General features: G+C 71.4%; 21 protein-coding genes. 12 read left to right on the plus strand and 9 right to left on the minus strand.

Translation table 11 applies throughout. The features are described 5' to 3' along the window. Nucleotides 1-84: 84 nt before the first annotated feature. Nucleotides 85-1,056, plus strand: coding sequence for a cytochrome c oxidase subunit II (gene coxB, locus AB0K35_RS19835; protein ID WP_238667444.1), 972 nt, complete (start codon nucleotides 85-87; stop codon nucleotides 1,054-1,056). Between the two features lie 9 nt (nucleotides 1,057-1,065). Further along, complete coding sequence (locus tag AB0K35_RS19840) at nucleotides 1,066-1,491, plus strand: cytochrome c oxidase subunit 4 (RefSeq protein ID WP_238667443.1); 426 nt, start codon at nucleotides 1,066-1,068, stop codon at nucleotides 1,489-1,491. Nucleotides 1,492-1,692: 201 nt separating this feature from the next. Here AB0K35_RS19840 and AB0K35_RS19845 read toward each other — a convergent pair whose 3' ends face one another. The 4 genes from AB0K35_RS19845 to AB0K35_RS19860 all read right to left on the minus strand — a co-directional run bounded on the left by AB0K35_RS19845 (nucleotide 1,693) and on the right by AB0K35_RS19860 (nucleotide 4,722). Continuing rightward, nucleotides 1,693-1,893: a hypothetical protein gene (locus tag AB0K35_RS19845; protein ID WP_357362967.1), complete on the minus strand. Its 201-nt coding sequence runs from the start codon at nucleotides 1,891-1,893 to the stop codon at nucleotides 1,693-1,695. A 265-nt stretch (nucleotides 1,894-2,158) separates the two neighbouring features. Next, nucleotides 2,159-3,202, minus strand: coding sequence for an anthranilate phosphoribosyltransferase (gene trpD / locus AB0K35_RS19850; protein ID WP_091407511.1), 1,044 nt, complete (start codon nucleotides 3,200-3,202; stop codon nucleotides 2,159-2,161). A gap of 91 nt (nucleotides 3,203-3,293) precedes the next feature. After that, nucleotides 3,294-3,689, minus strand: coding sequence for a hypothetical protein (locus AB0K35_RS19855; RefSeq protein WP_091407513.1), 396 nt, complete (start codon nucleotides 3,687-3,689; stop codon nucleotides 3,294-3,296). A gap of 103 nt (nucleotides 3,690-3,792) precedes the next feature. Beyond that, nucleotides 3,793-4,722, minus strand: coding sequence for a cytochrome c oxidase assembly protein (locus AB0K35_RS19860; RefSeq protein ID WP_238667491.1), 930 nt, complete (start codon nucleotides 4,720-4,722; stop codon nucleotides 3,793-3,795). A gap of 99 nt (nucleotides 4,723-4,821) precedes the next feature. Between AB0K35_RS19860 and AB0K35_RS19865 the strand changes: the two genes are divergently transcribed. From AB0K35_RS19865 to AB0K35_RS19885, 5 genes are all read left to right on the plus strand, one after another. Next, nucleotides 4,822-5,421: a heme-copper oxidase subunit III gene (locus tag AB0K35_RS19865; protein ID WP_091408043.1), complete on the plus strand. Its 600-nt coding sequence runs from the start codon at nucleotides 4,822-4,824 to the stop codon at nucleotides 5,419-5,421. A 70-nt stretch (nucleotides 5,422-5,491) separates the two neighbouring features. Next, the gene (locus AB0K35_RS19870) at nucleotides 5,492-6,328 is read left to right on the plus strand and encodes a cytochrome c (RefSeq protein ID WP_357362965.1); all 837 of its coding nucleotides are present in this window, start codon (nucleotides 5,492-5,494) and stop codon (nucleotides 6,326-6,328) included. A 64-nt stretch (nucleotides 6,329-6,392) separates the two neighbouring features. Continuing rightward, nucleotides 6,393-7,481 carry a Rieske 2Fe-2S domain-containing protein gene (locus AB0K35_RS19875; RefSeq protein ID WP_357362963.1) on the plus strand — a complete coding sequence of 363 codons (1,089 nt, stop codon included), beginning with the start codon at nucleotides 6,393-6,395 and terminating at the stop codon, nucleotides 7,479-7,481. Beyond that, nucleotides 7,478-9,109 (plus strand): cytochrome b N-terminal domain-containing protein, encoded by a 1,632-nt coding sequence (locus tag AB0K35_RS19880; protein ID WP_357362961.1) that lies wholly within the window; start codon nucleotides 7,478-7,480, stop codon nucleotides 9,107-9,109. Before AB0K35_RS19875 ends, AB0K35_RS19880 begins: the two co-directional genes overlap by 4 nt. Nucleotides 9,110-9,302: 193 nt before the next feature. Next, nucleotides 9,303-9,995, plus strand: a complete 693-nt coding sequence (locus AB0K35_RS19885) for a DUF4142 domain-containing protein (protein ID WP_238680080.1) — start codon at nucleotides 9,303-9,305, stop codon at nucleotides 9,993-9,995. A gap of 103 nt (nucleotides 9,996-10,098) precedes the next feature. Here AB0K35_RS19885 and AB0K35_RS19890 read toward each other — a convergent pair whose 3' ends face one another. The 5 genes from AB0K35_RS19890 to AB0K35_RS19910 all read right to left on the minus strand — a co-directional run bounded on the left by AB0K35_RS19890 (nucleotide 10,099) and on the right by AB0K35_RS19910 (nucleotide 15,602). Further along, nucleotides 10,099-10,386 carry an Lrp/AsnC ligand binding domain-containing protein gene (locus AB0K35_RS19890; RefSeq protein WP_238667436.1) on the minus strand — a complete coding sequence of 96 codons (288 nt, stop codon included), beginning with the start codon at nucleotides 10,384-10,386 and terminating at the stop codon, nucleotides 10,099-10,101. A gap of 79 nt (nucleotides 10,387-10,465) precedes the next feature. Then, nucleotides 10,466-11,335: a sugar phosphate nucleotidyltransferase gene (locus AB0K35_RS19895; RefSeq protein ID WP_363886754.1), complete on the minus strand. Its 870-nt coding sequence runs from the start codon at nucleotides 11,333-11,335 to the stop codon at nucleotides 10,466-10,468. Continuing rightward, complete coding sequence (locus AB0K35_RS19900; protein WP_357278304.1) at nucleotides 11,332-11,874, minus strand: NUDIX domain-containing protein; 543 nt, start codon at nucleotides 11,872-11,874, stop codon at nucleotides 11,332-11,334. Before AB0K35_RS19900 ends, AB0K35_RS19895 begins: the two co-directional genes overlap by 4 nt. A 53-nt stretch (nucleotides 11,875-11,927) precedes the next feature. Continuing rightward, nucleotides 11,928-13,721, minus strand: a complete 1,794-nt coding sequence (locus tag AB0K35_RS19905) for an HD domain-containing protein (RefSeq protein WP_363886937.1) — start codon at nucleotides 13,719-13,721, stop codon at nucleotides 11,928-11,930. 126 nt (nucleotides 13,722-13,847) lie between these two features. Further along, a complete protein-coding gene (locus tag AB0K35_RS19910) occupies nucleotides 13,848-15,602 on the minus strand; it encodes a DEDD exonuclease domain-containing protein (RefSeq protein WP_363886756.1) in 1,755 nt (584 codons plus the stop codon). 127 nt (nucleotides 15,603-15,729) lie between these two features. Here AB0K35_RS19910 and AB0K35_RS19915 point away from each other — a divergent pair, with 127 nt between their 5' ends. The 5 genes from AB0K35_RS19915 (at nucleotide 15,730) to AB0K35_RS19935 (ending at nucleotide 21,013) form a co-directional block, all read left to right on the plus strand. Then, nucleotides 15,730-17,181 carry an NYN domain-containing protein gene (locus tag AB0K35_RS19915; RefSeq protein ID WP_363886759.1) on the plus strand — a complete coding sequence of 484 codons (1,452 nt, stop codon included), beginning with the start codon at nucleotides 15,730-15,732 and terminating at the stop codon, nucleotides 17,179-17,181. Nucleotides 17,182-17,310: 129 nt separating this feature from the next. Next, a complete protein-coding gene (locus AB0K35_RS19920; RefSeq protein ID WP_363886761.1) occupies nucleotides 17,311-18,030 on the plus strand; it encodes a DinB family protein in 720 nt (239 codons plus the stop codon). 281 nt (nucleotides 18,031-18,311) lie between these two features. After that, nucleotides 18,312-18,530, plus strand: coding sequence for a hypothetical protein (locus AB0K35_RS19925; RefSeq protein ID WP_363886763.1), 219 nt, complete (start codon nucleotides 18,312-18,314; stop codon nucleotides 18,528-18,530). Nucleotides 18,531-18,632: 102 nt separating this feature from the next. After that, entirely contained in the window at nucleotides 18,633-19,892 is a 1,260-nt protein-coding gene (locus AB0K35_RS19930) for a M48 family metallopeptidase (RefSeq protein ID WP_363886766.1), read from the plus strand. Further along, nucleotides 19,889-21,013: a glycosyltransferase family 4 protein gene (locus tag AB0K35_RS19935; RefSeq protein ID WP_238667428.1), complete on the plus strand. Its 1,125-nt coding sequence runs from the start codon at nucleotides 19,889-19,891 to the stop codon at nucleotides 21,011-21,013. The genes AB0K35_RS19930 and AB0K35_RS19935 overlap by 4 nt, the downstream gene beginning before the upstream one ends. Nucleotides 21,014-21,023: the final 10 nt, after the last annotated feature.

Consider the following 21,023-nt stretch of genomic DNA (forward strand, 5'->3'; position numbering starts at 1 on the left):
CGAGTAATCTGCGACCGTCGGTGACGCCTTTGCCGCGGGTGCCGAGGAAAGACGCACCGCGGCGCGCTAGGGAGGCAGGACCAGGTGGTCGCAAGGAGTTCGGAGGTACGGCCGTCGGCCGTACGGCACAGCGCTTCCCCAGGGGTTGGTGGACGCCGGGGGCGTGGTGCTGGTCGCCTGGCCGGGCTCGGTCTCGGTGGCGTGGCGTTGCTGGTTCTGCTCACGGGCTGTGACGTCGGTCGGACGTTCGACGGCTTCGGCTGGCCGCAGGGCGGCATCTCGGCGGAGTCCAAGCGGATGTACGACCTGTGGATCGCCTCCTGCATCGCCGCGCTCGCCGTCGGCGTCTTCGTGTGGGGCCTGATCTTCTGGTGCGTCGTGCGTTACCGCAAGCGTGGCAACGCGCTGCCGGTGCAGACCCGCTACAACATGCCGATGGAGTTCCTCTACACCATCGCGCCGATTCTGATCGTCTCCGTGCTCTTCTACTACACGGCGATCGTGCAGACCGACGTCGACAAGTTGTCGAAGAACCCGGACGTCACTGTCGAGGTCGTCGCGTTCAAGTGGAACTGGCAGTTCAACTACCGGGACGGCCAGGGCACGGAAGCCCGCACCACCGCGTCGACGCTCGGCACCAGTGAGGTCATCCCGGTGCTGGTGCTGCCGACCAACCGGTCCATCCGGTTCGAGGAGACCAGCCGCGACGTCATCCACTCGTTCTGGGTGCCGGAGCTGCTCTTCAAGCGGGACGTCATGCCGGGCAAGATCCGCAACGTGTTCGAGGTCTCAAGCCTGGACGCCGAGGGTGCCTACGTCGGCCGCTGCGCCGAACTGTGCGGCAGCTACCACGCGTTCATGAACTTCGAGCTGCGGGTGGTTTCGCCGGAGAAGTACGACCAGTTCCTCGCGGCCAAGCAGAGCGGCAAGTCCACCCAGGATGCGCTGTCCGCGATCGGTGAGCAGCCGTACGCGACGACCACGCAGCCGTTCGACACGCGGCGGACGCAGGACAACTTCAACCCGGACGACGTTCCGGCCCGCACGGGAAGCTGAGGCAGCCGCATGAAGACCGAGTGGCGTATCTTCCTGATCATCGCCGGGTTCCTCTTCGGCGCCACCATCCTCTACGGCGCCTGGACGAACGGTGAGTCGGGCGGCGTCGAGTGGGTCGGCACCGTCGCCCTGCTGCTGTCGTTCCTGCTCTGCTCGATGTGCGGTGGCTTCTTCTGGTTCGTCTCCCGCCGCATCGACCTGCGCCCGGAGGACCGCCCGGACGCCGAGATCGCCGACGGCGCTGGTGAGGTCGGCTTCTTCAGCCCGGGCAGCTACTGGCCGTTCGGTCTGGCGCTGGCCGCCGCGATCGCCGCGCTCGGCCTGGTGTTCTGGCAGTACTGGCTGATCGGTGCCGGCCTGGTGGCCGTCGTCTTCTCCGCCTGTGGGCTCCTGTTCGAGTACTACAGCGGCACCCGGCGTACCGCCGAGCACTGACCCATCCGGTCGCCGTCGCGACCGACCAGGCACGACGAAGGCCCGTTCCCCGAGTGGGGAGCGGGCCTTCGGTCATGCGCCATCTCGGCTCGGCTGGCGCGGCGCGGCGGCTAGGCGGCGCGGGCGGTCAGGCGGTGCGGCGGTGCGGGCGGTCAGGCGGCGCGGGCGGTGAGGCGGTGCTGCCGTCGGGCGGCGCTGAGGTCAGGCGGCGCGGCGGGCGGGCTGGCGTCGGCGGGCGGCCAACCGGGTGACCGGGAAGGCGAACGTGCCGACCACCACGGCGGCGCCGCAGTCGGTGCAGATCAGCTCTGGACAGTCGGTGCCGTGGCTGTCGACGCAGGGCGGCGCCTCGAACAGCGCCACGCCCTCGCAGACGTCGCAGTAGAGCTCGCGGTGCGACACGGGCGTCTCCTCTCGGATACCAGGCGGACCGCCCCCGGATGCGACAACGACGCACCGACGGCAGCAGAGAACTACTCACCTGTAGTTTCCCAGACGGGTCCGACAAATCTCCGCGCACCGTCGCCCACCGGTCGGCACTCACGCGTGATCCACTCGACTTCAGTGAAGTCGGGGCATTCGAGCTGCCCGGACACCACGGGTTCAAGGAACCCGAGTCGATCACCGGCCGAGACGCCGCCGCCCGACGGGTCGGGTGGTGGTGAGGTCAGGCGGTGGCGGTCTCGATCCAGCGATCCAGGGTCGCGGCGGCCGCGCCGGAGTCGATCGACTCGGCCGCACGGGCCAGGCCGGCGCGGAGCGCCTCGGTCAGGTCGCCGTCCAGCGGGCCCTGGGTGGCCAGCGCCGCCGCCGCGTTGACCAGCACCGCGTCCCGGACCGGGCCCGTCTCGCCGGCCAGCAGGCGACGAGCCACGCCCGCGTTGTACGCGGCGTCACCGCCCCGCAGGTCAGCGAGGGTGGACCGGGGTACCCCCAGGTCCGTCGCGTCCAGCACAGCCTCGCGTACGGTGCCGCCCTGGGCCGCCCAGATCCTGGTCGGCGCGGCGGTGGTGAACTCGTCCAGCCCGTCCTCCCCGCGCATCACGATCGCCGAGTCGCCACGGGCCGCGAACACGCTGGCCATCACCGGGGCCATCCGCAGGTCGAAGCAGCCGACCGCGCCGGCCCGGGGGCGGGCCGGGTTGGTCAGCGGGCCGAGGAAGTTGAAGAAGGTGGGCACGCCCACCTCGCGGCGGACCGGGCCGGCGTGCCGCATCCCGGGGTGGAAGCGGGCCGCGAAGCAGAACCCGATGCCAGCCTCCTCGACACAGCGGGCAACCTGCTCCGGGCCGAGATCCAGCGGGATGCCGAGGAACTCCAGCAGGTCCGCGGTGCCGCACAGGGAGGAGGCTGCCCGGTTGCCGTGCTTCACGACACGGACACCCGTGCCGGCGACCACCAGCGCCGTCATCGTGGAGATGTTCACAGTGTGGGCGAGGTCACCGCCGGTGCCGACCACGTCGAGCGCGGTACGGCGCAGCTCCTCCGGGAGCGCCACCGGGACCGCGCGACCGAGCATCGCCTCCACCAGGCCGGCCAGCTCCGCTGGCGTCTCACCCTTGGCCCGCAGCGCCACGGCGAAGGCGGCGATCTGCGCCGCGCTCGCCGAGCCGGTCATGATCTCGTCCATCGCCCAGGCGGTGTCGGCGGTGGAGAGTTCGTCACCGCGCAGCAGCGCGTTGAGCAGGTGCGGCCAGGTCCGATCGCCCATGGCGGGCCTCCCGAGCATGCGAAGTGCGGGTGGGCTGGAACCGGCGCCGAGGAGATCCGGCGCCGTGGGGGTGCCGGAGGAGCGTGGGACGTCAGGCGGGTGCGTGCGTCCGCAGCAGCTCGGCCACCGTGCCGCCGGTGGTCACCGGGTCGAGCGGGTGCACCAGCGTCGCGTCGACCTCGGCGTACGCGGCGAGCCATCGGTCGGCGGCGCGGGCGATCACCAGGCAGGTCGGGGGAGCGTCGTCCCGGTCGTCCTTGACCTGGCGGGCGATGCCGATGCCGCCGCCCGGGCTCGCCTCACCGTCGAGCAGCAGCAGGTCGATCTCGTAGTCGTCGACCAGCCGGATGGTCTCCGCGTAGGTCGACGCCTCGACGAATTCGATCTGCAGACCAGGAGCTGGCCGGGTGCCGACAGCCATCCGCATCCGATCACGGACCTGCGGGTCGTCGCTGTAGAGCAACACGGTGCAAAGACGATCGGTCATGCCGGAACTCCCACCTCGTAGCTGCCCGCAGATCGTACCGGTCGGCGTGACGTAGCCGACATCCCGCCCGGCGTCACGCGTCGGGGCGTACCGTCCGGGCAGCTCAGGCGGGCGCGGCGTCGGCGGCGCGTTCGCGGGCCTCCTGGCGGTCCAGTTCGCGGTCCACCCGGCGGGCCTCCCTCTCGGACTGCTTGACCCACTGCAGCACGAGCACCGCGAGCATGGTCACACTGACGAACTCGCCACCGGCCCAGAGGATGCCGCCGGCCACCACCTGGTCCTGCCACGGGTCGACCCAACCGAGGTTGAGCGACGGGTACCAGTCACCGCCGAAGAGCGTGCTGCTCTGCATGACGGTGAGGCCGAGCACTGTGTGGAACGGCACGGAGAGCAGCATCAGCAGCGCACGCGCCGGGTACGGCCAGCGGCCGGGCAGCGGGTCGAGGCCGAGCAGCGGCCAGAAGAACACGCAGCCGGTCATGATGAAGTGCGCGTGCACCAGCTCGTGCGCCCAGGCGTGTTCGAGGGTGTAGCGGTACAGATCACTGAAGTACAGCACGAACGGGTTGACCACGAAGATGGCGAACGCCACCAGCGGGAAGCTGTAGACCCGGGCGACGCGGCTGTGCACGATCGCGAGCAGGCGCTTGCGCGGCCCGACCGGCAGGGTCCGCAGGGCCAGGGTCATCGGCGCGCCCAGCGCCAGGAAGATCGGCGCCACCATGGAGAGCACCATGTGCTGGATCATGTGCACGGACAGCAGCGCGGTGTCGTACGCGTGCAGCCCGCTGACAGTGACCAGCGCGATGCCACCCAGGCCGGGGCCGAGGAAGAACACGGTACGGGTGATCGGCCAGCGGTCACCGCGCAGGCGCAGCCGGTACACCCCGTAGAGGTACAGGCCGGCGGCGAGCACCAGGCCGAGGGCCAGCCAGCTGTCCAGCCTGGTCTCGGTCAGCACCGCGCCGACGGTGAACGGCGGCGGGGCCGAGGTGGCGGCGAAGATCGGATCGACGTGCAGCACGCTTTTCAGGCTAGGCCAGGCGAACCGGACCCTGACGCTCGGGCCACGGAAGGCGCAGGTTTGCCACCCCGCTGATCGGCGGCCCCGGTCAGGGGCAATAATGACGGCGTGACTGCGGCCCCAGCCATTGACAAGAGCCGGATCCACTCTCTGACCCGACCAAACATGGTCAGCGTCGGGACGATCGTGTGGCTCTCCAGCGAACTCATGTTCTTCGCGGCGCTGTTCGCGATGTACTTCTCCATCCGCGCGGCTGCGCCGGAGCAGTGGGAGAAGCACACCGAAGCGCTGAACATCCCGTACGCGACCACCTTCACGGTGATCCTGGTGCTGTCCTCGGTGACGTGCCAGCTCGGCGTCTTCGCGGCGGAGAAGGGTGACGTGCACGCGCTGCGGCGCTGGTTCACCGTCACCTTCGTGATGGGTCTGATCTTCGTCCTCGGCCAGTTGAACGAGTACCGGCACCTGGTCGCCGACGGCATCAAGATCAACGGAGACGGGTACGGGTCGGTGTTCTACCTGACCACCGGCTTCCACGGCCTGCACGTGACCGGTGGACTTATCGCCTTCATCATCTTCATGGTCCGTACGACCATGGGCCGGTTCACTCCGGCGCAGGCGACGTCGGCGATCGTCGTGTCGTACTACTGGCACTTCGTCGACGTCGTGTGGATCGGGCTGTACGCCATGATCTACTGGCTCCAGTGATCTTGCGCGTCACATTCCGCGCTGCTGCTCCGTCCCCTGAGACAGGTCCAACCGGTTAAGGACACCGCTCATGACTTCTGACAACGACCGCCGACGCGGTCTGCTCGCGCGGTTGCGTGAGCGGCCCGCCGTGCGCAGCAGGGGCCGCCGCCGGCTGGGCGCCGCGGTCCGGCTGATCGCCGCGCTGATGCTCGCCGGTGGCGCGTACACCGTCTTCGCCCCGGGCGCCCAGGCACAGGACAACCCGCAGCTGACCGGCGCCGCCGCCGAGGGCAAGGCGCTGTTCGACGTGAGCTGCGTGACCTGCCACGGCCGCAACGCCCAGGGCGTCGAGGGTCGCGGGCCGAGCCTGATCGGCGTCGGCGCGGCATCGGTCGAGTTCCAGGTCAGCTCCGGGCGGATGCCGCTGGCCCGCCAGGAGGCCCAGGCGCACCGCAAGCCCCCGGTCTTCACCGACGAGCAGACCCGTCAGCTGGCCCAGTACATCCAGGAGCTTGGCGGCGGCCCGGTCGTGCCCGAGGGCGACGACCTCCGCGAGGACGGCAACATCGCCGCCGGCGGTGAGCTGTTCCGGATCAACTGCTCGCAGTGCCACGCCTTCGGTGGCGGCGGCGGTGCGCTCTCCTCGGGCAAGTTCGCCCCGAGCCTGCACCCCGCGACCGACCGCCAGATCTACGCGGCGATGTTGAGCGGCCCGCAGAACATGCCGGTGTTCGGCGACAACCAGCTCCGGCCGGAGCAGAAGGCCGACATCATCGCCTACATCCAGGAGACGCTGAAGCACGACCAGGACCCGGGTGGGTTCAACCTCGGACGGTACGGCCCGTCCACCGAGGGCCTGGCGATCTTCCTGGTTGGCATCGTGGCGCTCGTCTTCGCTAGCCTGTGGATTGCGGGTAAGTCGTGATCGAGCAGGCCATCCGATTCAGTGCTGTGGTGCCGCTCGGCGCCACCCGTAGCGAGGTGACGGCATGAGCACCCACACCGAGCACCAGGCCCAACAGGGCCCGGAGCCGCTCGACGTGAACGACCCCAAGCTGACCCGGTTCGACATCGTCCGCGAGGGCGCGCGTCGGGACGACATCGAGATCGTCCACTACGAGCCGCAGGTGCTGCCGGGCACCAAGGCGGAGCGTCGGCTGACCCGTGTGGTCGCCGGCTTCTTCCTGATCACCGGCCTGGCGGCGACCGCGTTCCTGGCCATCTACATCTGGTGGCCGTGGCAGTACGAGGCGGGCCGGGGCGGCGACAAGTTCTACACCCCGCTGCTCGGCTTCACCCTCGGCGTGGCGCTGCTCGCCGTCGGCTTCGGCATCCTGACCTGGGGCAAGAAGTTGCTGCCCAAGGAGGTCTCGATCCAGGACCGGCACGAGGGCCAGGTGGACTCCGAAGGCCGCACCATCACCGGGCAGACCATGCTCTACATGGCTGACGAGTTGGGCGTGAAGCGTCGCCCCCTGCTCGGCATCTCGCTGTTGGCCGGTCTCGCGCCGGTCGCCGCGGTCGCAGCGGCGCCGCTGGTCGGCGGTCTGATCTCGCAGCCGCACAAGAACAACCAGATGTTCACCACCGGGTTCGCCGCGGCCGAGGGTGGCCAGCGGATCCGCCTGGTCCGCGAGGACGGCCGGCCGATCCGCCCGGCGGACATCAGCACCGGTGGGCAGCTGACCGTCTTCCCCGGCATCGACCACGGTGTGAGCAACAAGCACGCCGACTCGCCGACGCTGCTGATCCACCTCCGCGACTCGGACGCGCAGGAGTCGCGCCGGGCCAACGAGAAGGTCGGCCACGGCGACTACATGTGGGGCAACTACGCGGCGTTCTCCAAGATCTGCACGCACGCGGGATGCCCGGCCAGCCTGTACGAGCAGCAGACCAACCGGCTGCTCTGCCCGTGCCACCAGTCCCAGTTCCTGATCACCGACAACGCCCGGCCAGTCTTCGGCCCCGCCAGCCGGCGGCTGCCGCAGCTGCCGATCGAGGTGGACTCCGAGGGCTTCTTCGTGGCGAAGTCCGACTACACCGAGACCGTCGGGCCTGATTTCTGGGAGCGGCCATGAAGCGTCGAAAGTTTGACCTTGCGGCGACGCCGGGCAAGGCCGCGGTGGGAGTGGACGACCGCTTCGCGGTGGCCACCCCGCTGCGCAAGCTGCTGAACAAGGTCTTCCCGGACCATTGGTCCTTCCTGCTCGGCGAGATCGCGCTGTTCTCGTTCATCGTGCTGCTGCTGACCGGTGTGTTCCTCACCTTCTTCTTCGAGCCGGCGATGACCGAGGTGGTCTACGACGGCAGCTACGCGCCGTTGCAGGGCACCCCGATGTCCGCCGCGTACGCCTCCAGCCTGGACATCTCGTTCGACGTCCGCGGCGGTCTGGTGATGCGGCAGATGCACCACTGGGCGGCGCTGCTGTTCATGGCCGCGATCGTCGTGCACATGCTGCGGGTCTTCTTCACCGGCGCCTTCCGCAAGCCGCGCGAGACCAACTGGATCATCGGTTCGCTGCTGTTCTGGGTCGGCTTTCTGGCCGGCTTCACCGGCTACTCGCTGCCGGACGACGGCCTGTCCGGCACCGGCCTGCGGATCGCCTCGGCGATCATGCTGTCCATCCCGGTGATCGGCTCCTGGGTCACCTCGTCGGTCTTCGGCGGCGAGTTCCCGGGCACGATCATCATCAGCCGGTTCTTCATCGCCCACGTGCTGCTCATCCCGGGTCTGCTGGTCGCGCTGATCAGCGTCCACCTGGGTCTGGTCTTCAAGCAGAAGCACACCCAGTGGCCCGGCCCCGGCCGGACCAACAACAACGTGGTCGGCGAGCGGATGTTCCCGCGGTACGCGCTGAAGCAGGGCGGCTTCTTCATGGTCGTCTTCGGCGTCATCGCGCTGATGGGCGGTCTGTTCCAGATCAACCCGATCTGGCTGTTCGGCCCGTACGAGGCGTGGGTGGTCTCGGCCGCCAGCCAGCCCGACTGGTACGTCATGTTCCTCGACGGGTCGACCCGACTCATGCCGGCCTGGGAGATCCCCATCCCGATCGGCGACGGGTACGTCATCCCGCCGCTGTTCTGGCCGACGGTGGTGCTGCCCGGCATCCTGGTGGGCCTGTCGACGATGTACCCGTTCCTGGAAGCCCGGCACCTCAAGGACCGCAAGAGCCACAACCTGCTCGAGCGTCCCCGGGACGCTCCGGCCCGGACCGCCGTCGGCGCCATGGCCGTCTCGTTCTACATCGTGCTGACGCTCTCCGGCGCCAACGACGTGATCGCGGACAAGTTCCAGATCAGCCTGAACGCGATGACCTGGGCGGGCCGCATCGGCCTGCTCGTGGTCCCGCCGCTGGCGTACTACGTCACCTACCGGCTGTGCCTGGGTCTGCAGCAGCACGACCGGGAGGTGCTCGCGCACGGCGTGGAGACCGGCATCATCCGGCGCCTGCCGGACGGCCGGTTCGTCGAGGTGCACCAGCCGCTCAGCGCGTCCAACGGTCACGCGGACGGTCACGGCCAGCTGGACTACGTCGGCTGGGTCGTGCCCAAGAAGATGAACCGGCTGGGGGCCCTCGGCCCGGCCATCCGGGGCTTCTTCTACCCGATCGAGAAGCCGGTCGAGGCGCCGGTCTCGCCGGGGCACCCGCCGGTCGAGGCCCGACCCGAGCGCGAGGAGATCGGCAGCGGCGAGAGCCGCCGCTGACCGCCCAGTCACACAGTTAAGGGGCGCCCGCCGGATTCCGGCGGGCGCCCCTTCCTATCCACACCCCCCGACCCATCCGACCAGGAGTCGGACGGCCCTGACGGGACCGGTCGACCCCGGGCGACGGGCGATCGCAGGAATAACCCCGGTGAGCCGGGTATCCGTGCGGTCCAACGTCTCAAGGGGGGGAAGCATGTTGGGTATCAAACGCCTCGGCCTGTTGGCCGCGCTGGTACTTGTCGGTGTCGCGCCGGCTGCGGCCGCGCAGGCCGCGGCACAGCCGTCAACGCAGGACACCCAGTACCTGCAGGCGGTACACCAGGTCAACCTGTTCGAGATCACCGCTGGTGACCTGGCTCAGCAGAAGGGCCAGGACCAGGGGGTCAAGGACCTGGGCGCGATGCTGAAGACCGACCACACCCAACTGGACCAGACGGTGCAGCAGACCGCGTCGCAGCTCGGGGTGGAACTGCCGAACGAGCCCAGCGCCGATCAGCAGGCGGTCATCGACAAGCTGAACAACGCCAGCGGCGCGGAGTTCGACAGGCTCTGGGTGACCAGTGAGCTGGCTGGCCACGTCCAGGCCATCCAGGCCACCCAGACGGAGATCTCGCAGGGCTCCGAGCAGTCGGTGGTCCAGTTGGCGCAGACGGCGCTTCCGACGCTGCAGACGCACTACGACGAGTTGGTGGCGCTCGCCAACAAGCTTGGCATCCCGGTTCCGCAGACCAGCGCCAGCGGTACGCCCAGCCCGGGTGGCACCGGCACTGAGTCCCCGGCTCCGGGTGGCACTGTCACCGAGTCGCCGGCTCCGGGCGGCACCGGCACCGAGTCGCCGGCTCCGGGTGGCGGCAGCACCGAGGTTCCGGCTCCCAGCGAGAGCTGACGTAGCCACAGCAGACGGCCGGTCCACCCTCGGGGTGGGCCGGCCGCCCTGTGCGCGCCACGCGCCGCCATGCGGCCGGCGCGGACCCGAAACGGCGAGCGGGTCAGTCGGAGCTGGCCAGACCGATCGCGAACGCCTCCTCCAGGTCGTGCTGGGAGTACGCCCGGAAGGCGATGTGCGACTCGGTGTTGAGCACTCCCGGGACCTTGGAGATGCTGCCCGCGATGACCTGGGCGATCTGGTCGAACTCGCGGACCCGGACGATGGCGATGAGGTCGACGTGCCCGGCCACCGAGTAGACCTCGCTGACACCGGGAAGGTTGGCCAGGTTCTCCGCCACCTCGGGGATCGCATCGGTGGCGCAGTCGATCAGCACGATCGCGGTGATCACGGGGCATTTCTCCGTTCGTCGGCGTCGTCGCCCATGCTAGATGTTCCGGCCCGAGACCGGAGGCGGGAGCCGTCGGGGCTCAGCCCTCGGCGGGGCAGGGCACTGTCAGGTCGCGCCCGGCCCGGATCACGTTCCGCAGCCGCTCACCGGCCCGTACTGTCGCGCCCGGCCACACCACGGTGCGGGACACGTCACCGTCCACCCGCGCGCCAGCGCCGACGACCGACTCCACGCAGTGGCCGGTCACCGTCGCGGACTCCTCGACGAGAACGCCGCCGGCTGCGGAGTGCAGGTTGGCCGCCAGGTAGTCGGCCGGGGTGCCGGTGTCGAAGAAGGTGCCCGGGTAGGGCACCACAGTCAGGTCGCCAGCCGCCTCGGCCGGACGCCACACGGCGCGTACCAAATCCGAGAAGACGACAGGCAGGTCCCGGACCAGCCGCCACGGCAGCAACGAGAAGCCGGTGAAGCAGTGCCCGGCGAAGGTGCCCGGCGCCGTCGGGTCCGCGGCGGGCTGGCCGAGCAGGCGTACGGTGTGCCCGTCCCAGCCGTCGAGCAGGGCGGCCACGTCGGGGCCCGGGGGCGCAGCCGGGTCGGCGAGGTACGCGTCGGCGTTGCCGACCAGCACCGGTCGCCCGTCGATCCAGTCCCGCAGGTTGGCCACCCCGCCCGCGGTGCCCAGCGGGTCGCCCGGCTCCACCGACAGGTGTGCGCGGTCACCGACGTGCGCCACCACCTGGTCGCCGAGGTAGCAGGCGTTCACAGCGACCCGGTCGGGACCGGTCAGGCCCAGGCCGGCCAGCCGCGTCAACGCCCTATCCAGCAGGGGCACGTTGCCCACCGGGCAGAGCGCCTTGGGTAGCCGTTCGGTGAGCGGGCGCAGCCGTGTGCCCTCGCCGGCGGCCAGCACCACAGCGCACAGCTGCGCTGGCACACCGGCCGCGCCGGTCACGGGGTGTCGTCGGGCACCGGCGGCGGGAACTGCCCGGCCAGCGGCCCGATGTCGTAGTAGGCGAGCAGCCGGGCCGTCGGCCAGGTCAGCTTGGGCAGGTCGTCAAGGGGGTGCCAGGCGGCCTCGAAGACCTCCGCGCCGTCAACTGTCAGCTCGGTGCTGGACGCCGGCACCTCGGCCTCGAAGACCATGTCCACCCAGCCCTTGGCGTGCACGATCGCGTTCGGCACCGCCGGGCGCAGCCGGGACGGGGGGAGCCGGACCCCGGACTCCTCGAACAGCTCACGGGCCGCGCCCACCACCGGGGGCTCACCCCTGTTGAGCAGGCCGGCGGGGAGTGACCAGCCCTTGCCGGGCGGCTGGCGAAGCATGAGCAACCGACCCGCGCCCGTCGCCTCGGTGTCCCGGACCAGGGTCACCGCGCCGACGATGTACTTGGGCACGGCCAGCCGGACCAGGCGTCGACGCACCGGCAGCGGCAGTCGGTAGAAGGCCTGGTAGAAGAGGGCCCGACCGGTGGCGCGGGAGCGGGGGATCATGACTCCAGGCTAGTGGTCGCGAATGTCTTTCGGTCGCGCTGGGGCCCGCCGGGTCACTGTCGATGGTCGACCAGGTCGATGAGCTGGCGGACCACGGTGTCCGGTTCGATGGCCCGGTCGAAGACCGCTACCAGCAAGGTCTCCAGGTCGGGGTAGCCCAACTCCTCGGAAAGGCGCAGCAGCGGCAGGTCACTGGCGAGGCCCCGGTTGTGCTGGCGCAGGGCGAGCCCGATGGTGGCCCGACCGAGGCGCACCTTGTCGCTGATCGTGATGCCCGGCTCGGTGTGCTCGGCGAACCACCTGTTGATCTGCATCTGCGCGTGCGGCGACTTGACGAAGGTCAGCCACTCCCGTCGGGGACCGCGCGGCGCCACACCGGCCTCGAAGCCGTTGTCGCCGTCGTTCTCGGTGAAGATCTCCACCACGTCGCCCTCGTCCAGCTCCGAACTGAGCGGGGCCAGCCGACCGTTGATGCGGGCGGCGAGGCAGTGGTCGCCCCGGTCGTTGCCCAGCTCGTAGGCGAGGTCGACGGGCGTGGCACCGGCCGGCAGCACTACCTGCCGGCCGTCGGCGAAGACCTGGATCTGCCCCTCGGCCAGGTCGCAGCGCAGCGACTCGTAGAACTGTGCCGGGTCGGCGGCGTCCGGCTCCCAGTCGAGCACCCGGCGCAGCCAGTCCAACTGTTCGGCACGGGCCGCGGTGCTGCTGCTGCCGGAGCTGGGGAAACGGAAGTCGGCGGCGATGCCGTACTCGGCCGAGCGGTGCATCTCCTCGGTGCGGATCAACACCTCCACGGTGCGGTCCTGGGGGCCGCAGACGCTGGTGTGCAGCGAACGGTAGAGGTTGTTCTTCGGCGAGGCGATGAAGTCCTTGAAACGGCCGGGCACCGGTCGCCAGGTGCCGTGGATCGCGCCCAGCGCGGCGTAACAGTCGGTGGCCGGGCCGTCGACCACCACCACGATGCGGGGCAGGTCGTACGGAGCCGTGTGGCCGCCGGCGATGGTGTCCTTCCAGATCGAGTAGAGGTGCCGGGGACGGGGGCTCACCTCGGCGTCGACCCGGCTGCGGCGCAGCGCCACCCGGGCCCGGGTGACCACCGAGTCGAGGTACGAATCCCAGCCGGGCCGATCGTGCACGTGCCGGGCCAGCCGGGCGTGCTCGTCGGGCTCAAGGTGCAGCAGCACCACGTCGTCCAGCTCGCGTTTGAGGGTCTGGATGCCCAGCCGGTCACAGAGCGGGACCAGCACCTCCTGGGTCTTGCGGGCGATCCGTTCCCGCGACGACGCGGAGCGCACCCCGAGCGTGCGCATGTTGTGCAACCGGTCAGCCAGCTTGATGATCAGCACCCGGACGTCCTTGGCGGCCGCGACGATCATCTTGCGGACCGTCTCCGCCTCGGCGGCCTTGCCGTAGAACGCCTTGTCGAACTTGGTCACCCCGTCGACCAGGTGGGCCACCTCGCCGCCGAAGTCCTCGGAGAGCGCCTGGAGCGTGTAGCGGGTGTCCTCCACGGTGTCGTGCAGCAGCGCCGCGACCAGGGTGGTGGTGTCCATCCCCAGCTCGGCGCAGATCTGCGCCACCGCGAGGGGGTGGGTGATGTACGGTTCCCCGCTCTTGCGGAACTGCCCGCGGTGCATGTTCTCGGCGATCGTGTAGGCGCGGCGCAGCACCGCGGGGTCGGTGCCGGCATGGATGCCCCGGTGGGTGCGGACCAGCTGGGTGACCGGGTCCGAGTCGGTGGTCGGCCAGCTGAGCAGCGACCGCAGCCGGCGGGCGAGCGGCAGCTCACCCGGCTGTGTCGGCAGGGCGCCCCCCAGGGCGGCGCCGTGTCCGGCGTCGACGTCCACGAGGGACACCTCCTCACCCCGGCTCCACATCGCCGGAACCCGGCGGGGGAGCAGGCCCACGAATCGGGCAGGACTGCACTTCTCTAACAGCCTAAGCGAGTCGACGTAGTCCGATCGGTCAGTTGGTCATGAGCGTTCGGTCGAGAGTTGGTGGGACGCGCCGCCTTCGGCCTTCGCCAGCAGGTCACGGAACCGGCCCGCGCCACTCGCGGGAGACGACCAACCGGAGGACAACTCGACGAGTCGGGTCTCCGGTCGCTCCAACCAGGACAGGATCCGCTCCGACTCCTCGGCGGTCGCGGCCGGCACCGGACCGTGCCCGCCCGACACCGTCTCGGCGGTGGCCCGGATCGCGGTCAACGTGGGACGCGGGTGGACGCCCGGCGGGGACACCCCCGCGCCGGCCAGTCTGCCGTGCCGGACCAGCGCCAACTCCCAGCCGCCCCGGGCAGCCGGCCGGGCCGCGGCCAACTCGACGATCCCGGTCAGCGCGGCCAGCCGCTGCATCCGCACTGTGGCCCGCAGCACGGCGGCCAGCCGGGACCGCACCACTGCGGCCTCCTCGTAGCGCTGGTCGCGGGAGAGCACGTCGATCCGCGCGAGCAGCGCGTCCACCACCGGCTGGGGGTCGCTGGACGTCGCGGTACGGAAGGGCGCGGCGGCGCTGTCGTCGTACTCCTCGGGGGTGATCTTGTGTTCGCAGGGTGCCGGGCAGCGACCCAGCTCGGCCAGCGCGCAGGCCGGCGTGACGGTGCGCAGCGAGAGCCGGTGCGTGCACTGGCGCAGCGGCACCGCGTCGTGGAAACCGGCGGCGGCCAGCTCGGCGGCCCGCCGGGAGGTGAACGGTCCGAGGTACGCGGTGTCGGTGGGGGAGAGGTCGCGGACGATCGACAGCCGAGGGTACGGACCGTCGGTCAGCTTCAGCCAGAGCATTCGTTCCGGGTATTTGGACCGGCGGTTGTACGGCGGGGCGTGCGCCGCGATCAACCGCAGCTCGCGGACCTCCGCCTCCAACGAGTGGGCGCACACCACCGCCTCGACCCGCTCGGCCGCGCCCAGCATCTCGGAGATCCGGGCACGCTTCTCGCCGGCGGTGAAGTAGCTGCGCACCCGGGTGGCGATGTCGACCGAGGTGCCCACGTAGAGCGGCCGGTCATCGGCGGCCCGGAAGATGTAGACCCCGGGGACCTTGGGCAACCCCTCGGCCAGGTGCCGTTTGCGGCGCTGGGTAGGGGTGACCGCGCGGGCGAACTCGATGGCGTCGCCGACGGTGTCCACCCGGTGCCCGCCGAGCCGGCCGATTAGCCCGTGCAGCACGTCGACGGTGGCCTTCGCGTCGTCCAACGCCCGGTGGGTGGGATGGGTGGCGGTGCGGAAGTAGGCGGCCAGGGTGCCCAGCTTGCGGTTGGGCACCTCGTCGCGGGTCAGCACCCGGCGGGCGAGCGCCGCCGTGTCCAGGACCCGGGGGTTGGGCCAGCGGTAGCCGTGCTTGGCGCAGGCGGCCTTGAGGAAGCCCACGTCGTACGGGGCGTTGTGGGCCACCAGCACCGCGTCGTCGATGAACTCCAGGAAGCTCGGCAGCACCTGCTCGATCGGTGGCGCCGGCACCAGCATGGCCTGGGTGATGCCGGTCAGCACCGTGATGAACGGCGGAATCGGCTGGCCCGGGTTGACCAGGGTCGCCAGCACCCCCAACTGCTCGCCGCCGCGCACCTTGACCGCGCCGATCTCGGTGATGCCGCCGCCGTCCGGCGCGCCGCCGGTGGTCTCCAGGTCGACCACCACGAAGGTCGTCGCGTAGAGCGGCAGCGCCGGGTCCACCCCGCCCACCGCCGGGTCGAGACCGGCCAGTGACTCCTGGACGTACTCCGCCTGTGCCATCGGCGGCACGCTAGCGCCCCGGTCCGACACTCCCGTCGCAGCCGTCCCATCCGTCACCATGGGGCTAGGATGAGAGATCGGCTCACTCACCGGGCGGTGGGCCCGGTCGCGGTGGGAGACTTGCCACATGCCCCTCACCGAGCCTTACGACGACCACCTCCCGCAGGAGGATCCGGTCGCGCTCGACGGTGCTGTGGGCAACCCGGACGACAACGTAGTCACCGACACATCGGGCGCATCGGACCCGACAACGGACGACGGCCCCACCGCCGAGCCGGAGCCCACCCTGCCCGAGCCGGTCCGGCAGCGGATCGTGACGCTCACCGCTGCGGTGCTGCCCACCCTCCCCACCGACGAGGTCCCGGTGCCGTTGCGCCGGGTGGCAAAGTTCGCCCCCAACCGCCGCGCCCGGCTCGGCGCGCCGGTCATCGCCGCCCAGCTCACCGCCGACCCGCTGTTCCGGCAGCGGGTCACCGCGCGGGTCCTGTCCGACGCCGGTGACCTCGGCGCGGCAGTGGTCGAGGGCACCGCGCCGGCCGCCGCCGACCCGGTCGAGGTGGCCGCGCTGGCCTACCTGGCCCGGCCCCGCGGCTGGCGGGGGCTGATCGACGCCAGCGGCGCGGCCGTGCGCGCCGAGGCGGACAGCGCCGTCGTCGCCGAGTTGGTCCGCGAGGCCGAGCAGCGGGCCACCCGGGCCGAGCACGACCGCGCTGTGGCCCGGGTCGAGGCCGAGAAGCTCCGCGACGAGTTGGCCCGCGTCCGCGAGGAGCTGGGTCAGCTGCGTGAGGAGTCCCGACAGGTGGCCCGCACCCTGCGGGAGACCCAGGCCCGTGAGCGGAAGGCCACCGAGCTGCTGGCCACCGAGCGCGGCCGGGCCGCCCGGGCCAGCGCCGACGTGGACGCCGAACTCCGCCGTGCCCGGGCCCGGCTGGCCGAGGCCGAGGCCGCCGCCGGGGTGGCCCGGGCCAGCGCCAAGGAGGCACGCTCGGTCGACGACGCCCGGCTCTGGCTGCTCCTGGAGACCATCGGTCAGGCCGCCGTCGGGCTGCGCCGGGAGCTGGCGCTCGACCCGGTGGACAAGCTCCCCGCCGACTTCGTCGCCGACGCGTTCGCCGAGCAGCCGGGCACCGCCCCGGCCGGCCCCGCCGCCCGCGCCCGCGACACCGACGACCCGGCCCGGCTCGACCAGTTGCTCGCCCTGCCCCGGGCGCACCTCGTGGTGGACGGTTACAACGTCACCAAGCGTGGCTTCGGCGAGATGTCCCTGGAGCAGCAGCGCAAACGACTGATCACCGGGCTGGGCGGGATCGCCGCGCAGACCGGCGACGAGGTCACAGTGGTCTTCGACGGCGCCGAGCGGATGCACGGGCTGCCGCCCGCGCCGCGCGGCGTACGGGTGCTCTTCTCCCGCAAGGGTGAGACCGCCGACGAGCTGATCCGGCGACTGGTCCGCGCCGAGCCGGCGGGCCGGCCGGTGGTCGTGGTCTCGTCGGACCGCGAGGTCGCCGACGGGGTACGCCGGCACGGCGCGTACCCGCTGGGCGCTGACTCGCTGCTGCGGCGGCTCGCGCGCTCCTGAGCGCAGCGGGCCGACAGGTCGACGGGTCGGTCCCGGCGAGCCCGGCCGGTGCGCCACACGTCGCGCTGTGTCTCACCTGTCCCACCCCGGCGCTATCATCGCCGCGACCGCCGAGGGACGGGAGTCGCCATGGCACAGGACGACGTGAAGGTCTTCGTCGACCGGGACCTGCGGGGTGCCCGGTTCAACAGGTCGACGCTTGCCGGTGCGGTGATGCGCGGCGTCGATGTGGACGCTCTTGACGTCGACGCGCCGTGGCTGGCCGAGGGCACGTTCCTGATCAACGGCGTCGATGTCGTGCCGCTGGTCGAGGCCGAGCTCAACCGACGATTCCCCGGGCGCGACCTCCGCCGGGCCAAGAATCCGGACGACCTCCGCGAGGCGTGGGCGGCACTCGAACGGGCCTGGGCGGCGGCGGTCGACAGGGCCGTGTCCATGCCCGAGGGTGCGGTCGACGTCTCGATCGACGGGGAGTGGTCGTTCGCGCAGACGCTGCGCCACCTCGCGTTCGCCGCCGACACCTGGTTGGGAAAGGCGATCCGGCGCCTGCCGCAGCCCTTCCACCCGCTCGGGCAACCACATGCCGAGTACGAGACGGACGGCTTCGACATGTCGATCTTCGCCGTCGAGCAACCGACGTTCGCCGCGACCTCGGAGCTGCGAGCCGAGCGGCAGGCGATGGTGCGCGACTTTCTCGCAGCCGTCACGCCGGATCTGCTCGCCGAGACTCGGCCGGCCCCCTGGTGGCCCGAGAAGCAGGTGTCGGTGCTGCACTGCCTTCACGTCATCTTCGACGAGGAGTGGCAGCACCTCCGCTTCGCCCTGCGTGACCTCGACGCGCAGGGCTGAGCCCTCGCCCCGACGGCTGCTCGGCCTCTTCGGCGCTCGCCGGTCGGACGCTCGGCCGGCCGCCAGTCAGGTGGTCGGTAGTCGGCGGCGGTTCCTTGATGTCGGGGGTTCCGGCCGGGTGGGATACCCCGATATCGCTGATCTGGAGTGGATCTAGCCCCGAAACGGGCGGTCGGACTGGGTTCCTGTCGTACCCGGTGGTTAGTGTCGATGTCACCGACGGTGCTCGCTCGGCGACGGCAGGAGTCGCCCGAGCGCCGCGAGCCGATCAGGAGGGCGTGATGCTCATCGACTGCGACGGGTGCGCGAAGCGGGCCGACGGCTGTTCCGGCTGCCCGCTGACTGCCCTGTTCGACGAGACGTCCCCGGCGGCCGGGCTGGTCGCCGCCGAGGTCGAGGCCATCGAGGTGCTCGCCCGAGCCGGCTTCGACGTGGAGGTGCTGGCCGCGCCCGCGCGCCCGCAGGCAGCCCGCCGTCGCGCCACCCGCCGCGTCGCCTGAGCGCGACACCGCGCCCGGAAGCGGGCTTTTCGCGGGCCATAGGATGATCGGTCACGGCGGGAGGAGCGGCGCGATGAACGGGGAACAACTGGTGGTGACGCGGTGACCCCGCGCGGCTGGGCGCTGTTGACCCTGGCCGGGCTGGCCCTCGCGCTGGTCGTGCTGGCCGCGCTGCTCATCCCGTGGCACCGCCCGCCGGCACCCCGGGCCGACCAGCTCGCCGCGCTGGGCGACCTGCCGGCCGAGCAGGTGGCCAAGGGGCGGGAGTTCCGGGCCGCGCTGCGTCCCGGTGGCTACGCCGCGCTCGCCGTTGGGCTGCTGATCGCCCTCGCGCTCGGGTTGACCCCGTTGGGCGGTCGCCTGGTCGAGCTGGTGGGCCGGCCCTTCGGTGGGCACTGGGCAGCGCAGGCTGTGCTCGGCGGGCTGGCGGTGGTGCTCGTCGCCGACCTGGTGACGCTCCCGTTCGCCGCCTGGCGGCAGAGCGTGCTCACCCGCTACGGGATGAGCACCAACGGCTGGAGCGGCTGGGCTGTCGACCTGCTCAAGTCGTACGCCGTCAGCGCGGTGATCGGCGCGGTGGCGCTGTTCGCCTTCTACGCGGTCATCCGGCTCGCGCCACGCTGGTGGTGGGCGTTCGGGGCGGCCGGCGCCGCGGTGCTTGTGGGGCTGCTGTCGTTCGTGTTGCCGGTGCTGGTGGAGCCGGTGTTCAACCGGTTCACCCCGATGGAGCAGGGCCCGCTGCGCACCGAGCTGATGAGCATGGCCGCCCGCGACGGGGTGCCGGTGCGTGACGTGCTGGTCGCCGACGCCTCCCGGCGCACCAGGGCGGTCAACGCGTACGTCTCCGGTCTCGGTCCGACCCGACGGGTGGTCGTCTACGACACGCTGCTGCGTGAGGCGACCCCGGCCGAGGTGACCGCCGTCGTGGCGCACGAGTTGGGGCATGCGAAGGACTCCGACGTGGCAGCCGGCACGCTGACCGGGGCGCTGGGTGCCGCGGCCGCCGTGGTGGCGCTCTACCTGCTGGGCTCGTGGGGGCCGCTGCTGCGGCTGGCGGGTGTCGACTCGGTGGCCCAGCCGCGCGCGTTCCCGCTGCTGGTCGCCCTGGTCACGGTGGCCGGGCTGGTTGCCGCTCCGGTGCAGGCGCTGATGTCCCGCCGGGTGGAGGCGCGGGCCGACGCGCACGCGCTCGCGCTCACCAACGACCCGGAGTCCTTCGAGTCGATGCAGCGCCGGCTCGGCTCGGTCAACCTCGGCGACCCCGACCCGCCCCGCTGGGAATACCTCTATTCGGCCTCACATCCGTCGACAGTGGAGCGGATGGCCGCCGCCCGCGCGTACGCCCGGGAGGCCGGCCGATGAACCGCACCCTGCTGATCACCAATGACTTTCCGCCCCGTCCGGGTGGGATCCAGTCGTTCGTGCACAACCTCGCGGTCCGTCAACCGGCCGGCTCGGTGGTCGTCTACGCGTCGAGCTGGCGCGGGGCAGCGAAGTTCGACGCCGACCAGCCGTTCGAGGTGATCCGGGAACGTACCCGGGTGTTGCTGCCCACCCCGTTGATCGCCCGCAGGGCGGCCCGGTTGGCTCGCTCGTACGACTGCGACACCGTGTGGTTCGGCGCGGCGGCCCCGTTGGGCCTTCTCGCGGCCGGCCTGCGGCGGCGTGCCGACATCCGCCGGGTGGTGGCGCAGACCCATGGCCACGAGATCGGTTGGGCGGCGGTGCCGGCCGCCCGGCCGGCGCTGCGGCGCATCGGTCGGGGTGTGGACGTGACCACCTATCTCGGCGAGTACACCCGTAGCCGGTTGGCCCGGGTGCTGGACGGGGTGACTGAGCTGCGCCGCCTCGCGCCCGGGGTCGACGTGGACACCTACCACCCGAGCGTGGACGGTGAACAGGTCCGGGCCCGGCTCGGGTTGACCGACCGGCCGGTGGTCGTCTGTGTGTCCCGGCTGGTGCCGCGCAAGGGTCAGGACACCCTGATCCGGGCGCTGCCGGAGATCCGCCGCCGGGTGCCCGACGCGGCGCTGCTGATCGTCGGCGGCGGGCCGTACCGGGCGACCTTGGAGAAGCTGGCCCGCCAGACCGGTGTGGAACGGGATGTGGTGTTCACCGGCACGGTGCCGTCGGTCGAGTTGCCGGCGCACTACGCGGCCGGTGACGTCTACGCGATGCCGTGCCGCACCCGCAACCGTGGCCTCGACGTCGAAGGGCTGGGCATCGTCTACCTGGAGGCATCCGCGGCCGGTCTGCCGGTGGTGGCCGGTGACTCCGGGGGCGCGCCGGACGCGGTCCGCGAGGGGGAGACCGGCTACGTCGTGCGCGGTCGGGATGTCGCCCAGCTCGCCGACCGGGTAGCCCGGCTGCTCGCCGACCGGGACCTGGCCCGTCAGCTGGGCGCGGCCGGCCGGGCGTGGGTGGAACGGGAGTGGCGCTGGGAGGCGCAGGCGGAACGCATGGCGGCACTGCTCGCCGGCTGATCGCCGCCCG

Origin of the sequence: Micromonospora sp. NPDC053740 (genome assembly GCF_040677775.1) — a bacterium.
GTDB lineage: Bacteria > Actinomycetota > Actinomycetes > Mycobacteriales > Micromonosporaceae > Micromonospora > Micromonospora alfalfae.

What these genes read in the sequence shown, in the direction of transcription:
- AB0K35_RS19840 (WP_238667443.1), top strand. Translation starts at nt 1,066, where the DNA reads ATGAAGACCGAGTGGCGTATCTTCCTGATCATCGCCGGGTTCCTCTTC.
- trpD (WP_091407511.1), bottom strand. Translation starts at nt 3,202, where the DNA reads ATGGGCGATCGGACCTGGCCGCACCTGCTCAACGCGCTGCTGCGCGGT.
- AB0K35_RS19855 (WP_091407513.1), bottom strand. Translation starts at nt 3,689, where the DNA reads ATGACCGATCGTCTTTGCACCGTGTTGCTCTACAGCGACGACCCGCAG.
- AB0K35_RS19870 (WP_357362965.1), top strand. Translation starts at nt 5,492, where the DNA reads ATGACTTCTGACAACGACCGCCGACGCGGTCTGCTCGCGCGGTTGCGT.
- AB0K35_RS19875 (WP_357362963.1), top strand. Translation starts at nt 6,393, where the DNA reads ATGAGCACCCACACCGAGCACCAGGCCCAACAGGGCCCGGAGCCGCTC.
- AB0K35_RS19880 (WP_357362961.1), top strand. Translation starts at nt 7,478, where the DNA reads ATGAAGCGTCGAAAGTTTGACCTTGCGGCGACGCCGGGCAAGGCCGCG.
- AB0K35_RS19885 (WP_238680080.1), top strand. Translation starts at nt 9,303, where the DNA reads ATGTTGGGTATCAAACGCCTCGGCCTGTTGGCCGCGCTGGTACTTGTC.
- AB0K35_RS19900 (WP_357278304.1), bottom strand. Translation starts at nt 11,874, where the DNA reads ATGATCCCCCGCTCCCGCGCCACCGGTCGGGCCCTCTTCTACCAGGCC.
- AB0K35_RS19910 (WP_363886756.1), bottom strand. Translation starts at nt 15,602, where the DNA reads ATGGCACAGGCGGAGTACGTCCAGGAGTCACTGGCCGGTCTCGACCCG.
- AB0K35_RS19915 (WP_363886759.1), top strand. Translation starts at nt 15,730, where the DNA reads ATGCCCCTCACCGAGCCTTACGACGACCACCTCCCGCAGGAGGATCCG.
- AB0K35_RS19920 (WP_363886761.1), top strand. Translation starts at nt 17,311, where the DNA reads ATGGCACAGGACGACGTGAAGGTCTTCGTCGACCGGGACCTGCGGGGT.
- AB0K35_RS19925 (WP_363886763.1), top strand. Translation starts at nt 18,312, where the DNA reads ATGCTCATCGACTGCGACGGGTGCGCGAAGCGGGCCGACGGCTGTTCC.
- AB0K35_RS19935 (WP_238667428.1), top strand. Translation starts at nt 19,889, where the DNA reads ATGAACCGCACCCTGCTGATCACCAATGACTTTCCGCCCCGTCCGGGT.